At 61.1% G+C, this 12992-nt stretch carries 11 protein-coding genes; 6 read left to right on the plus strand and 5 right to left on the minus strand.

Features of this window, described 5'->3' with window-relative positions:
• Position 1: 1 nt before the first annotated feature.
• The 4 genes from GTP46_RS24915 to GTP46_RS24930 form a co-directional block, all read right to left on the minus strand.
• Complete coding sequence (locus GTP46_RS24915; protein WP_229259086.1) at positions 2–2494, minus strand: FtsW/RodA/SpoVE family cell cycle protein; 2493 nt, start codon at positions 2492–2494, stop codon at positions 2–4.
• Positions 2494–3531, minus strand: coding sequence for a serine/threonine-protein kinase (locus GTP46_RS24920; protein ID WP_161009322.1), 1038 nt, complete (start codon positions 3529–3531; stop codon positions 2494–2496). Before GTP46_RS24920 ends, GTP46_RS24915 begins: the two co-directional genes overlap by 1 nt.
• Before the next feature lie 76 nt (positions 3532–3607).
• A complete protein-coding gene (locus GTP46_RS24925; RefSeq protein WP_161009323.1) occupies positions 3608–4054 on the minus strand; it encodes a glycine zipper domain-containing protein in 447 nt (148 codons plus the stop codon).
• 134 nt (positions 4055–4188) lie between these two features.
• A complete protein-coding gene (locus tag GTP46_RS24930) occupies positions 4189–4719 on the minus strand; it encodes a GNAT family N-acetyltransferase (protein WP_161009324.1) in 531 nt (176 codons plus the stop codon).
• A gap of 128 nt (positions 4720–4847) precedes the next feature.
• On the opposite strand from GTP46_RS24930, the gene GTP46_RS24935 reads away from it, so the two are divergent.
• The 5 genes from GTP46_RS24935 to GTP46_RS24955 all read left to right on the plus strand — a co-directional run bounded on the left by GTP46_RS24935 (position 4848) and on the right by GTP46_RS24955 (position 9785).
• Complete coding sequence (locus GTP46_RS24935) at positions 4848–6278, plus strand: M20/M25/M40 family metallo-hydrolase (RefSeq protein WP_161009325.1); 1431 nt, start codon at positions 4848–4850, stop codon at positions 6276–6278.
• 58 nt (positions 6279–6336) lie between these two features.
• Positions 6337–6576, plus strand: a complete 240-nt coding sequence (locus GTP46_RS24940; protein ID WP_161009326.1) for a hypothetical protein — start codon at positions 6337–6339, stop codon at positions 6574–6576.
• A 155-nt stretch (positions 6577–6731) separates the two neighbouring features.
• Positions 6732–6986, plus strand: coding sequence for a hypothetical protein (locus GTP46_RS24945; RefSeq protein WP_161009327.1), 255 nt, complete (start codon positions 6732–6734; stop codon positions 6984–6986).
• Between the two features lie 58 nt (positions 6987–7044).
• Positions 7045–8415, plus strand: coding sequence for a TolC family protein (locus tag GTP46_RS24950; protein ID WP_161009328.1), 1371 nt, complete (start codon positions 7045–7047; stop codon positions 8413–8415).
• The gene (locus GTP46_RS24955) at positions 8412–9785 is read left to right on the plus strand and encodes a multicopper oxidase family protein (protein WP_161009329.1); all 1374 of its coding nucleotides are present in this window, start codon (positions 8412–8414) and stop codon (positions 9783–9785) included. Before GTP46_RS24950 ends, GTP46_RS24955 begins: the two co-directional genes overlap by 4 nt.
• On the opposite strand, the gene GTP46_RS24960 is transcribed toward GTP46_RS24955, so the two are convergent.
• A complete protein-coding gene (locus tag GTP46_RS24960) occupies positions 9782–10411 on the minus strand; it encodes a hypothetical protein (RefSeq protein ID WP_161009330.1) in 630 nt (209 codons plus the stop codon). The genes GTP46_RS24955 and GTP46_RS24960 overlap by 4 nt on opposite strands.
• 110 nt (positions 10412–10521) lie before the next feature.
• Between GTP46_RS24960 and GTP46_RS24965 the strand changes: the two genes are divergently transcribed.
• A complete protein-coding gene (locus GTP46_RS24965) occupies positions 10522–11775 on the plus strand; it encodes a voltage-gated chloride channel family protein (RefSeq protein ID WP_161009331.1) in 1254 nt (417 codons plus the stop codon).
• Positions 11776–12992: the final 1217 nt, after the last annotated feature.

The following is a 12992-nucleotide window of genomic DNA, read 5'->3' on the forward strand; positions in this document are numbered from 1 at the left end:
TTCAGACTCCTTCGGAAGATATCGCACTGAAGGTAAGCAGGGGGCAGAGGAAAAACAGCAAGTGACTGCCGCCAGCTGATAAGAAACTCATCGGCTGCCCCATGATCGGGAAGATGGCAAGGTTGGTACCCCACGAAAGCAGGAAGTGGCCGAGCACAAAGGCGCCGCCGCCGCACAGCATGAAGTAGCGGAAGCGGCCCAACCACGCATGGCGGAAGTTGCGCGCGCCGGCACCGTTGCGGTATGCGTGCAGGGCGGTCAGCACGATCCCGATCAAGAAGGCAGCTTGCACGGCCCACAGCAGCAGGCCGCTCAACAAGCCGTGGCGATTGAGGAAGAACGAAGCTGCAAAGTCGTCCTGAACGGCGGGGATTTGCACCACGCTGCCCGCAGACTGGCCGAGCGCGCGCAGGCCCAGGCCATGGTCTGCGCCGAACCAGCCGCCATCTCCAATGGCGCGCGCGCCGAGTAGCAGTTGCTGGCCGGTGTGCGGATGTTCGGCGGGATTGAGCCAGACCAGAAAGCGGTCGGCGTAGAAGCCCCAGCGTATCAGGTCGTCCGTACCGTTAAGGCGCAGGTAGACGATGGCACTGATGGCGAGCAGCGCGCCACCTATCAGGATCGCGGACAGCCAGCGATTACGGGCGGCAATGGCGTAGGCCAGGCCCATGCCGGTGCTCCACACCAGCAGCAGGATCAGTGGCGAGAAGTCGTCTACCTGTACCAGCGCGAGGCCCAGCAGGGCAAGGAACAGCAGCGCAGGCGCGATCAGCTGCAGCCAGCGCGCGCCACGGTCGGCCAGCCGCTGCGGGCCGCTGTGCCAGTGGAAGCGCAGGGCGAGGCCGTGGGCGGTAAGGGCGGTGAGGGCGAGTTTCGCCAGTTCGACCGGCTGCAGGTCGAACACGCCGGTTTCGTCGCCCCACAGGACTTGCGCGGCCAGTGCGGCCAGGGCGATGGCGGCGAACAGGGCGAGCATCCATTCGATGGTGCGTTGCTGGAGATGCGCGCCGCGCGCTGAGTGATAGCGCGCCCACAGTTGCAGCAGTCCGCCCAAGCCTGCGCCTATCGCCAGCATGGCGGCGGATTTTTGGTAGTAGCGCAGCCAGGACGATTCCGGCGCGCCGAGGCCCAGCTCCAATTGCGCCAGCAGGCCGAAGGCCAGCAGGACGACGCCTGCGGCTGTGGCCAGCGTCAAGCGGCCGGGCAGTGCGAGCCACAGCAGCAGCGCGCTGGCGCCGAGCAGTAGCGAGCAAGCCGCAGCAGGAGCAAAACCGGTCCGCTGCGCGACCAGTGCTATTAGCCCGGCGGCCAGCATGCCCATCGCAGCGATGAGCTTACCGGCTTGTGCCACTAGCTGCGAGCCTCCGCCGCGAACGGGCATCGCTGCGGATTGGGCGGCCGGCGCGGGTGTCTTGCGGCGTGCGGTTGCACCGGCGATCATGCCGGCTGCGCACAGCGCCAGGGCGATGTAGATGGCGTTGGCCGGGCCGCTGCTCCACAGCGCGCGCTGCTGCCACTGCCAGCTCACTTGCTCCGGCAGCCGCAGTTCCGGCTCGCTGTACAGCTTTACGTGGCGGCTTGGATGCAGCGTCAGTTGGTCGCCGCTGGCGGCGATCTGCAAGCGCGTGTGGCCAACCATGATCGCGTTCACGCCATCCAGCGACGCTTCCTGTTTGCGCAAATCCATAGCACCGGCCAGCACGCCTGCGCGGTCGCCATCGGGATTGCCGGCACTGAGTTGCAAGCGTCCGTTCACTTGCGCGATTTGCGCTGCACCCGGCGTGACCTGCGCCAGTCCGAGACGGTTGTCGCAATACAGGTTGCCGCCAAACGTCAGCGGCCGCGCGACGGTCACGGGCATGATGCGGTTCCACAGTGACAGCGCCTTGCCGGCCAATCGTGCATCGGGGCAGTTGGCTTGCGGACGTCCATCGCGATACAGCACTGCGCCGTCGTAACGCCATTCATGGCCGTCGCGGGCGAAGGTTATCGAACCATCATTGGCGGAGCGGACCTCGAATACAGCGCCGTCGATCTGGAAGCGCTCCATTCCCTGCAAGGTCGCGCTGCCGAGACGCTGTTCTGAGCCATCACGCATCAACACCACCTGCCTGGCGGTACTGAGATTGCGCACCAACCAGCTGCCATTTGCATCGCGGCGTAGCGAAAGATGATTGCGGTCGGTCTGCGGTGCAGCCAATTCGCGCTGGCCCAAGGTGATACTGTCGCCTGCACGCAGTTGGACCGTGATCGAGGAGGGCAGCCACGCCGCAGGGGCACGCAATAAAGCCAGTGCCTGCAGGCTGCACAGGCCTCCCAGCACCGCCAGCGTGAGCGCCATGAAGGCATTGCGGGCGATCGCTCCGGCCAGTATTGGCAGTATGCCGGTCACGGTGCCGGTCACACTTTCTGCTAGCCGCTGGCCCAATGATGGACGCAACACCAGGCGATGCGGAACATTGCGCGTTGCCGCGCGAGCGTTGGAGGCCATCATCACGCCCCCTGCATGGTTTGCCAGCCGTTGACGGCTGAAGGACGGCGCATGCCCAGCGCTGGATCAACCGCGTCGAAGGCGCCGCGCGGTGGCTTCACGCCTTGCGCTGCATGCAGCATGCGGCTGATCTGGATCGCATGGCGGGGGCGCAGTGCCGGATCAATCTGTAGCAGCACCCGCAGCAACTCTAGCGCCGCATCGCGCTGCGCGGCGGGAATGCCGGCGGCAAAGCGTTCCTCTTCCTGCGGCAGTAGCGCGGCCGGGATTGCGCCGGCATTCCGGCTGCGCAGCAGGTCCGCGCCGGCCACGTGATGATCGCGATACGCCTGTCCGCAATCGACGCAGAAGCGCAGCGGCACGCCGCCCGCCATTAAAAAATACAGCATCGCGCCAAGCGAGAAATAGTCACTGCGCGCGCTAGAGGCATAGCCACCGCCGTCGGCGGGGAAGAATTGTTCCGGCGCCTGCCAGTTGGCGGTGCCGGCATAGGAGTGCGCCTGCAGGCTGCCCAAGGCGCGATTGGTGCCGAAGTCCGCCAGTTTTACTGTACGCAGATGCGGATCGAGCAGCACGTTGGCCGGTTTCAGGTCGAGATAGCGCCAGCCGTATTGATGTACCTTGGCCAGCGCCTGGTTCATTTGGGCGATCCAGCCTAACGCCTGCGCTAGTGGCACGGTTTCGCTGCGGCTTTTCAGGGTGGCCATGTGCTTGCCCAGGTCGGAGCCCATCAGCTCCAGCGCCAGTACCGGCAAGCCCTCATGCCAGCCGCTGTCGAGCAGGCGCACGATGTGGCGCTCGTCCCACGGTTCCAGCGATTGCAGGAAAGCGATTTCGTTGTTGGCGGCACCGATCCAGCGCTCCTGCTGTTGCGGCAGGGCGCGCGCCATCTGCTCGCGGTTGACCAATTTAATGGCCACGTCGCGCGTCGTCTGCGGTCCGCTGGCGCGCCAGATAATGCCGTAAGCCGAACCGCCGATCTGCTCACGCAGCCGGTAGTGGCCCAGTTCCAAAGCGATGATTGCGTCTGCTGTCGTCATAGATCCCCCGTTGCAGATAATTAGCGGAGGGACGAAAAAAAAAAGCCCCGGAAGTCCGGGGCTGGTGGCCGGGAGATTAACGTTCCCAGCGATCGTAGTGGTGATGACGCTCCCAGCGCTCCTCGCGGTAGTACGGGCGGGCCGGTTCAACGTAGACCACGCGTGGTGGCGGTTCGTAGTAGCGTGGTGGCGGCGCGTAGTACACCGGGGCAGGGCGCTCATAATAAACCGGGGCAGAGCGCTCGTAATACACCGGAGCAGGCTGCGAGTACACACGGGTCTCTACGTAACCACGATCACGGCCGCGATAATAGCGGTCATCCGAGGTGCGGATACTGTTGCCGACCGCCGCGCCAACCAGGCCGCCGACCACGGCGCCATTGCGTCCACCGGTGCTATTGCCGATTGCTGCTCCGACCACAGCGCCGGCCACCGTGTTGAAATCACGGTCGCCTGCGTATGCCGATGACGATACTGCTGCTACGGTCAGTAACGCTACACCCATCATTTTTTTGCTCAACATGGTAATTCCCCTTGCTGTGGCTCGGATCGGAATGATTCGTTAGCCAGTGACTCCACTATAAATCCCAGCAAATTTTTTACCACGTCTTATACACCTGCTTACAAACCGGCCTTGCCGGTAATGGCTTGTAACAATTAGAGACGTTGCGTTTCCCATTCGGGGCGCAGCAAACTGAAGACCGTCACGTCCTGGTAGCGGCCATTGATAAAGAAGCACTGGCGCAGCGTGCCTTCGGCCCGGAAGCCGCATTTTTGCGCGACGCGCACCGATGCCACGTTCTCTGGTGCGGTCAATAATTCAAGCCGGTGATACGGGTGCACGTTGAACAGATAATCGACCAGCAGCCTGCACGCTTCGGTTACATATCCGCGTCCAGACAATTTGGGCTCGAACAGGCGGTAGCCGATTTCGCGCGTGACCGGCGTGCGGCTTTTGAAATGGGTGATGACGCCAACCACGTGGTGTAGTGAGTCCTCGATCACAAACAGTTCGCTGTCGTCGCTGACGAAACCATTGGTCATGAACTCCTTGCGCATGGTTTCAGGCGATTTGAAATGGGTCGAAAAATAATCGCCGCGCGAGGGCAGGTCATTGACCAGCGCGATGAAGGTGTTCAGATCGGCGGTCACGAGGTGACGCACGGTACACAGTTGACCCTTGAGCATAGGTGCTTTCTTCCGAAAGTTGAAGTTACATCGTAGAGCAAGTGCGATAGCAAATCAACATGGATGACAAGAGCATCATGATCGGTTATCGTTTCTGGCTAATCACTCACTATCTGTACAGGAACCGTATGAAATCCGCCTTCAAGAAATCCCTGTCGCTGACCATCCTCGCCGGTAGCTTGCTTGGCATCGGCGCCAGCGCTGCTCCCAACGATGCCGCCACGCTGGGCCAGATCCGCGACAACGCGATGCAAAGCGACTGGGCCTACGAGCGCCTGTCCGATCTGACCGACCTGGTAGGCCCACGCCTGTCCGGTTCCGCCGGCGCCGCTGCGGCGGTGGAACAGGTGGCTGCGGCGATGCGCAAAATCGGCGCCACCGTCACGCTGCAGCCGGTGAAGGTTCCGCACTGGGTGCGTGGCGCGGAATCGGCGGAGCTGGTGGAGTACACCGGCCGTCCTGCTGGCATTTCGCAAAAAGTAGTGCTGACAGCCCTCGGCGGTTCTGGCGCTACTCCGGCTGCCGGCCTGACCGCGCCGGTCGTCATCGTGCGCAGTTTCGAAGAATTGAAGGCCAAGGGCGCACAAGTCAAGGGCAGCATCGTGCTGTTCGACGTCGCTTTCGACCAGGAGATGGCAGATCGTGGTCATGCCGGTCCGGCTTATGGCCGTGGTTCGGGCTTCCGTTTCGCCGGTCCTAAACTGGCGGCGGACATGGGCGCGGCGGCAGCGCTGGTGCGCTCGGTCGGCGGCGCCAACTACCGCATCGCCCATACCGGCGCCACCGGCGTGGTGGACGGCGCCCGTATTCCTGCCGCCGCCGTGACGGCGGAAGATGCGATGCTGATGAGCCGCCTGTCGGCACGCGGCCCGCTGAAAATGCATCTGACCCTGACCCCGCAAATCCTGCCGGATGCCGATAGCTTTAACGTCATCGCCGACCTGCCGGGTACCGACAAAGCCGATGAAGTGGTAATCGTCTCCGGCCACCTGGACTCGTGGGACCTGGCCACCGGCGCGCACGACGACGGCACCGGCGTGGCTGGCGCCATGGCGGTGATCGACACGCTGAAAAAACTGAACCTCAAGCCGCGCCGCACTATCCGCGTGATCGCCTGGATGAATGAGGAAAACGGCACCCGCGGCGGCAAGGCCTACTTCGAAGCCAACAAGGACAAGCTGGATAAGCACTTTGCTGCGATTGAATCGGACAGCGGCGGTGGCCGTCCGTTCGGCTTTATTGGCAGCGTGACACAGCCGATGGTGAAGTATTTCGCGCCGTTGAAGACCGCGCTGGAGCCGATCGGCGCCGGGATCTTCGAGCGTCACGACATCGCCGGTGCGGCCGATACGAGCCCGCTGGAACGCGCCGGCGTGCCGGTGTTTGAGCCGCTGGTGGACTCCAGCTTCTACTTCAGCTATCACCACACCCCGGCCGATACGCTGGACAAGGTCAATCCGCTGGAACTGAAGCGCCACGTGGCCGTCATGACCTCGCTGACCTGGTATCTGGCGAATATGGAAGAGAACATCGGCCGCGTTCCGCAGCAGCAGGACTAACGGGACGGCAGGCGTTTGTTGATGGTGGTATGCTGTAATTCCGGGTAAGGAGGCCACCATGAACAAGCTCCATTACAAAGGCTGGGAGATAATCCCGACCGCGTTGCCGACCTCTGACCACAAGTGGTCGGCCAGCTGCGATATTGAACGCCAAGGCGCCGACGGCATGGAAGTGTTTGAAGGCGCCACCATGCAGTTCATTCGCGATACCGAAGACGAAGCCCTCGCAGCCGCGTGCCGCGAGGCGCATATCCAGATCGATAACATTATCGCCAATCCGTCCGTACGGCTGGCATGAATGGCGCGTCTGGCTTGTGATAACATAGTTGGATGACCGTTCTGTTTCGATCCTTCGTCGTTTGGCTGATGCTGTTGGCGCTCCCTTATCAGGGGTATGCGTCGGCGCAGATGCAGTTGTGCGTCGCTCCGGCGACGACGGGAACTGCTGCGGCCATGAATATGATCATGCCTGCCGGTTCGCACGACCATGCGGCCATGCTGGCCGCGCAAAAGAGCGATAAAGCCCATCCCCACACCAACATGAAGTGCAGCGGCTCCGCATGCTGCGCTGCCGCCGCGCCGCTATTGACGCTGGCGATTCCTGCACCGTTGCTGCCGGCGGCTGCCGCCGTGCCGTTCTATTCCGATTTCCTCCCTGCGGTGGACCTGGCCCACCCTGAACGTCCGCCTCAAGGCCGCTGCGCCTGATCACGCCCAAGCTCCGTCTGCGAGCTGTATTTTTCATCAAACTATTGAGGTATAGGACATGAATTGTCTGTATAAACTCGCCAGCAGCGCCGGTTTGGCGCTGCTGTTGGGCGGTTGTGCGTCGCTGTCCGGTGATGGCGGCTTCAGTGCTGCCGCTGGCATCAGCGAACAGCGCACCGGCGTGGCTGGTCGTTTGCCGCGCAATGAGGACGACGAGCGCACGCTCGCGGCCATCATCGATAAAAAACTGGAACAGCCGCTGGCTGCCGACGATGTGGTGCAAATCGCGCTGCTGAATAACCGCGGCCTGCAAGCCCGCTATTGGTCGCTCGGCGTGGCCGAAGCGGACCTGGTGCAGGCTGGCCGCCTGCAAAATCCGGTGCTGGACTTCAAACGTAGTCACGGCGGCGGCGAGGTCGGTATCGAACGCACGCTGACTTTTAACCTGGTCGGGCTGATTACCGCGCCGATGGCCAGCCGCATCGAAGGCCGCCGCTTTGAACAGGCCAAGCTGCTGGTGGCGAATGAGGCGCTGAAGGTCGCCGCCGACACGCGCCGCGCGTGGGTGGACGCGGTGGCCGCCAGCCAGATCGCCGACTACGCCAAGCAGGTGGAAGCTTCGGCGCAAGCCAGTGCAGAACTGGCAGGGCGTATGCGCAAGGCCGGCAACTGGAGTGCGCTGGACCTGGCGCGCGAACAGGCCTATCACGCGCAAACGCTGGCCGATGTGACGCACGCACAAAAGGCCGCCGTCTCCGCGCGCGAAAAACTCACTCGCTTGCTGGGCTTGAGCGGCGCGCAGGCGTCGGCATATCGCTTGCCGGACCATTTGCCGGACCTGCCGTCGGCGCCGCGCGAATTGGCCGATGTCGAGCAGACCGCCGTCAACGAGCGGTTGGATATTCAGGCCGCCAAGCTGGATACCGAGCACACCGCATCCACGCTGGGTTTGACGCGCACCACGCGCTTCATCAATGTGCTGGACCTCGGCGCGGTGCGCAATACCGATGGCGGCACGGCCACGCGTGGCTATGAGCTGTCGCTGGAGATTCCGCTGTTTGACTGGGGCTCGGCCCGCGTCGCACGCGCGCAAGCGACGTATATGGAATCGGTGAATTTGCTGGCGCAAGCTGCCGTCGATGCGCGCAGCGAGGCACGCGAGAGCTACGCCGGCTATCGCGCCTCCTACGATCTGGCGCGCCACTATCGTGACAACGTAGTCCCGCTGCGCAAGCAGATTTCCGATCAAACCCTGTTGCGCTACAACGGCATGCTGATGAGCGTCTTTGAGCTGCTGGCCGACGCGCGCGAGCAAGCCTCCGCCGTCAGCGGCTACATCGCTGCACTCAAGGACTACTGGACCGCGCAAGCCAACCTGGAGGCCGCGTTGGGCGGCCGTCTGCCAACCAATAAAGGAGTACAACCATGACCTCCCGCAGGAATTTTTTGAGCGGCGCAGCCACGTTGATCGGCGCCGGCATGGTGAGCAAGGCCGGCGCGGCGACGCTGCCGGAAGCGCCACTGCAATCCTCGGCGTCCACGCAAGGGCCGCTGCTGCCGCCGAATGGCCGTCCATACAATCCGGTCGTTACGTTGAACGGCTGGACGCTGCCGTGGCGGATGAAGGATGGCGTCAAGGAGTTTCATCTTGTCGCGGAGCCGGTGGTGCGTGAAATCGCGCCCGGCATGACGGCGAATCTTTGGGGCTACAACGGCCAGAGTCCAGGGCCGACCATCGAAGTGGTGGAGGGCGACCGTGTGCGCATCTTCGTCACCAACAAGCTGCCGGAGCACACCAGCGTGCACTGGCACGGACAGCGCCTGCCGAACGGCATGGACGGCGTCACGGGACTGACGCAGCCGGGCATCGCACCGGGTAAAACCTTTGTCTACGAGTTTGTGGCCAAGAACGCAGGCACCTTTATGTACCACCCGCATGCGGACGAAATGGCGCAGATGGCGATGGGGATGATGGGCTTCTGGGTCACGCATCCGCGCGATCCCAAGCTGCATGCGGTCGACCGTGATTTCGTCTTTCTGCTGAATGCCTACGACATTGAGCCGGGCAGCTACACCCCCAAGGTCAACACCATGACCGACTTTAACCTGTGGACCTTCAACAGCCGCGCCTTCCCCGGCGTGGACCCGATGGTGGTGCGCAAGGATGACCGGGTGCGCGTCCGCGTCGGCAACCTGACCATGACCAATCATCCTATCCACATGCACGGGCACACGTTTGAAGTCACCGGCACGGATGGCGGCTGGGTGCGGCCATCGGCGCGCTGGCCGGAGGTCACCACCGATATCGCCGTCGGCCAGATGCGGGCGATCGAGTTTATGGCCGATGAGCCGGGCGACTGGGCCTTCCACTGCCACAAATCGCATCACACCATGAACGCGATGGGACACGATGTGCCTACCATGATCGGCGTGGACCACAGCGGTGTGGCGCGCAAGATCAACAACCTGGTGCCAGGTTATATGGTCATGGGCGACAAGGGCGGTGCTATGGGTGACATGCGCATGCCGCTACCGGAAAACACGCTGCCGATGATGATGGGCGATGGTCCGTTCGGTGGCCTGGATATGGGCGGCATGTTCACCGTAGTGAAGGTGAGGGAAGGGCTGGCGCGCAACGACTACAAGGACCCGGGCTGGTACCAACATCCGAAAGGCACCGTGGCGCACGAGTGGACCGGCGAACTCCCCGCCGCCCCGCGCGCGCCTGGCGCTCCGCCATCCAAACCATCGGAAGCGATGGACGTCAAGCGCGATGGCGATATGCATCACCATCACTAACCGTAGAGCGCTTTGGCGGCCAGGGTTAGTATCGCTAAAACGATGATGATCTGGCTGCCAAGCATCCATCGCATAAATGTGTTGAGCTGATGGATGGAGGCTTCTACCCGGTCCAGGCGTTGTTCTACCTGATCGAATCGTTTATCCACTTGTTCGAAGCGCCTATCCACTTGTTCGAAGCGCCTATCAACTTGTTCGAACTTGGCGTCGTTTCCGCGTTGTGCATCGATAAAACGTCGGTTGATATCTTCGCGCGCGGCGGCAAGTTGCCGGTCCATGTTGTCTCTTGACTCGGTGAAACGGCGACTCATGTCGTTTCGCATATCGTTGAACTGTCGGTTCATGTCCTCAGCCGATGCGGTGAAGCGGCGGTTAATGTCGTCTCGGACATCGGAAAATTGCCGATTCATATCATCGCGCGTTTCGGTGTAGCGTCGGTGCATCTCGTCTTGCAGGCTGTTTAGCCGGTATAAAGTTGGCTCATGGTCCGCTTTGCTCTGACGTAGCTCGCTCAGTTCGGTTTCGATGCGGTTGAATCGGTCATTCATAGCACTCTCCAGCGAAGCAAGCGCTCCTGCGTTAGCTTCGGACTCGGCTTCCAGTTGTGTTATGCGCTCTTCCATCATGAAATAGTCCTCCTGTCGAGCGGTTGGGGCAATGGCGGCCTGATAATGTGTTAGACCTATCTGCCTTAGATTTGATCCATCTCAGCGGATTTGCTAGTATCCCTAGCTCTATGAGGAAACTTCCCCGCTACCCTGAGCAAATCGCGCTGTTGCCCTACATCGGCAAATGGACCGCGCTCGCAGGGCTGATTGCGGTGCTGAGCGGCACCGCGTCGGCCTTCTTTTTGTTTGCGCTCGATTACGCCACTAACTGGCGCGAGGCGCATCGCTGGATTATCTGGCTACTGCCGCTGGCTGGCTTTGCGGTCGGCTGGGTGTATCTGAAATTGGGCAGCAGCGTCGAGGCGGGGAATAACCTGTTGATCGACGAAATCCACGATCCGAAAAACGTGGTGCCGCTGCGCATGGCGCCGCTGGTGTTGATCGGCACCGTGGTGTCGCACTGGTTTGGCGCCTCGGTCGGACGCGAAGGCACTGCAGTGCAGATGGGCGGCACGCTGGCCGATCAGCTCACCCACATCTTCCGCTTGCGCCACGCCGAGCGCCGCGTCGTGCTGATGGCCGGTATCAGCGCCGGTTTTGCGTCGGTGTTTGGTACGCCGTTGGCTGGCGCTATCTTCGGCCTGGAAGTGCTGGCCATCGGCCGTCTGCGCTACGACGCCATTTTCCCGTGCATGGTCGCTGCCATCGCCGCCGATCAGGTAGGCATGGCGTGGGGTGTGCATCATACGCATTACGCCATTAGCGCCATCACGCCGATCGGCTTCTGGAGCGTGGCGGCGGTGCTGGTGGCCGGCATTGTGTTTGGATTGGTGGGGATGGCCTTTGCCAAATCGACGCACGCGGCATCGGCCTTCATGAAACGTCATATTGCTTACGCACCGCTGCGGCCCATGCTGGGCGGCGCATTGATTGCGCTGGCCGTGTGGTGGCTGGGCACCCGCTACATCGGTCTTGGCATTCCGGTGATTGTGGAGGCTTTCCAGCAGCCGGTGGCGCCGTGGGACTTCCTCGGCAAATTCATCTTCACGGTCGGTTCGCTCGGGAGCGGCTTCAAAGGCGGCGAAGTGACACCACTGTTCTACATCGGCGCAACGCTGGGCAACGCGCTGGCGCCGCTGCTGCACCTGCCGTTTGCGCTGCTGGCAGGACTGGGATTCGTGGCGGTATTTGCCGGCGCGGCCAACACGCCGCTGGCATCGACCATCATGGCGATCGAATTATTCGGCCCGCAGATCGGTCCTTACGCGGCGTTGGCGTGCGTGGTGGCCTACCTGTTCTCTGGCCACAGCGGCATTTATCGCGCCCAGCGCGTCGGCCAGCCCAAGCACCGCTTGCCGCCGGTGGCGCGTGACCGGCATTAGCATTGATGCCATGTTATCGAATGCGCTAGTTGTCTGGCAGTTACGGCCGGTTCGTGGCATAATATCGGGCTTGTGTAGGCTCCGATGGTGAAATTGGTAGACGCACCCTATCGGGGGCAATACATATACGATTTCGAAAGTGTTTTTTGAAATCAGGCAGTTAGGTAGCAACTGAAATCGTATTTATACGGTTTCAACGTACGAAATTGCAGGCGCTGTACGGCTTGCTCACTCCTGCCGGGGTGGTGAAATGGTATACACAGAAGACTTATAGTAAATTGAGCACCGGGAGGCGAAAGCACCCGTGTGAATCCCCTCAAATTCGGCGAACCCCCTGGTCAGCAGACCGAGGCAACGCCGAGCCAAGCCTGGGAACGGGAAGGTGTAGAGACTAGACGGGGGGCACCTAAAGCTTCATGCAATGGTGAAGGCATAGTCCAGCGCACGAACACGCAAATTCTATTTGTGTGGCATTGAAAAATGTAGTGTGACGAAAATCTTCCGCTTTATGCGTGCCGGTTCGAGTCCGGTCCCCGGTACCATCCTTCTTAGGAAATTCTGCATTTGATTTATCCAGAATTTTCCCTTCCTAGCCATATTTCTATGGCTCTTAAGCTAAACCAAGCGATGTGTTGAATGCTATCTTGATGGCGCTAAATAGCCTGCCACTGTACGATAACAAAGCCACGTCGCGCACTCCGATCTCCTGCCAGTAAAATAGGCTAACTTTTCTACGCACCGTTGCAAATGTCTGAGATCGTGGGTCAAATTTCGGTGTGGCTTAGCTGGCGAACGTTTCCTGAAAATTACGAAGACCTGAGTGATATCACCTATCAGTTTTCTGAGTGAAAGGTTATTGGCCGTGACTGATTATTTTACTGACCGAGAATTCGGTCCTCGTGCTCGTGTTGAGCATACGATCTCTAGTGACGCTTGGGCGGGCGTTGTTGCCGCTATTGAAAGTCGCGTTCAAAGCGGAGCGTTTGGTTTCAGATTCCCGCTCGCATGTATGGATGGGCAGGTTACATGCGGTCATGATCCTGAGTCATTAAGCAGGACTGTAGGTGCATTAATACCGGGTTTAGATTGGCTGTTAAGTTGCACTGAAAATTGACCCACTTTCCCCACGAATTTGCAACTGAATCTGACCCACGTTAGTAGCACAATTCCACCTGTCTTATCGGCAGGAGATCGGAGTGATCAACGTGGCTCTACTC

This window comes from Duganella flavida (genome assembly GCF_009857445.1).
Taxonomy (GTDB): domain Bacteria; phylum Pseudomonadota; class Gammaproteobacteria; order Burkholderiales; family Burkholderiaceae_D; genus Rugamonas; species Rugamonas flavida.

Bases quoted from the DNA above. Each gene is read 5' to 3' on its own strand.
- GTP46_RS24940 (WP_161009326.1), top strand. From the start codon at position 6,337: ATGAACAAGCTCCATTACAAAGGCTGGGAGATAATCCCGACCGCGTTG.
- GTP46_RS24945 (WP_161009327.1), top strand. From the start codon at position 6,732: ATGAATATGATCATGCCTGCCGGTTCGCACGACCATGCGGCCATGCTG.
- GTP46_RS24935 (WP_161009325.1), top strand. From the start codon at position 4,848: ATGAAATCCGCCTTCAAGAAATCCCTGTCGCTGACCATCCTCGCCGGT.
- GTP46_RS24930 (WP_161009324.1), bottom strand. From the start codon at position 4,719: ATGCTCAAGGGTCAACTGTGTACCGTGCGTCACCTCGTGACCGCCGAT.
- GTP46_RS24915 (WP_229259086.1), bottom strand. From the start codon at position 2,494: ATGATGGCCTCCAACGCTCGCGCGGCAACGCGCAATGTTCCGCATCGC.
- GTP46_RS24920 (WP_161009322.1), bottom strand. From the start codon at position 3,531: ATGACGACAGCAGACGCAATCATCGCTTTGGAACTGGGCCACTACCGG.
- GTP46_RS24955 (WP_161009329.1), top strand. From the start codon at position 8,412: ATGACCTCCCGCAGGAATTTTTTGAGCGGCGCAGCCACGTTGATCGGC.
- GTP46_RS24960 (WP_161009330.1), bottom strand. From the start codon at position 10,411: ATGATGGAAGAGCGCATAACACAACTGGAAGCCGAGTCCGAAGCTAAC.
- GTP46_RS24950 (WP_161009328.1), top strand. From the start codon at position 7,045: ATGAATTGTCTGTATAAACTCGCCAGCAGCGCCGGTTTGGCGCTGCTG.
- GTP46_RS24965 (WP_161009331.1), top strand. From the start codon at position 10,522: ATGAGGAAACTTCCCCGCTACCCTGAGCAAATCGCGCTGTTGCCCTAC.
- GTP46_RS24925 (WP_161009323.1), bottom strand. From the start codon at position 4,054: ATGTTGAGCAAAAAAATGATGGGTGTAGCGTTACTGACCGTAGCAGCA.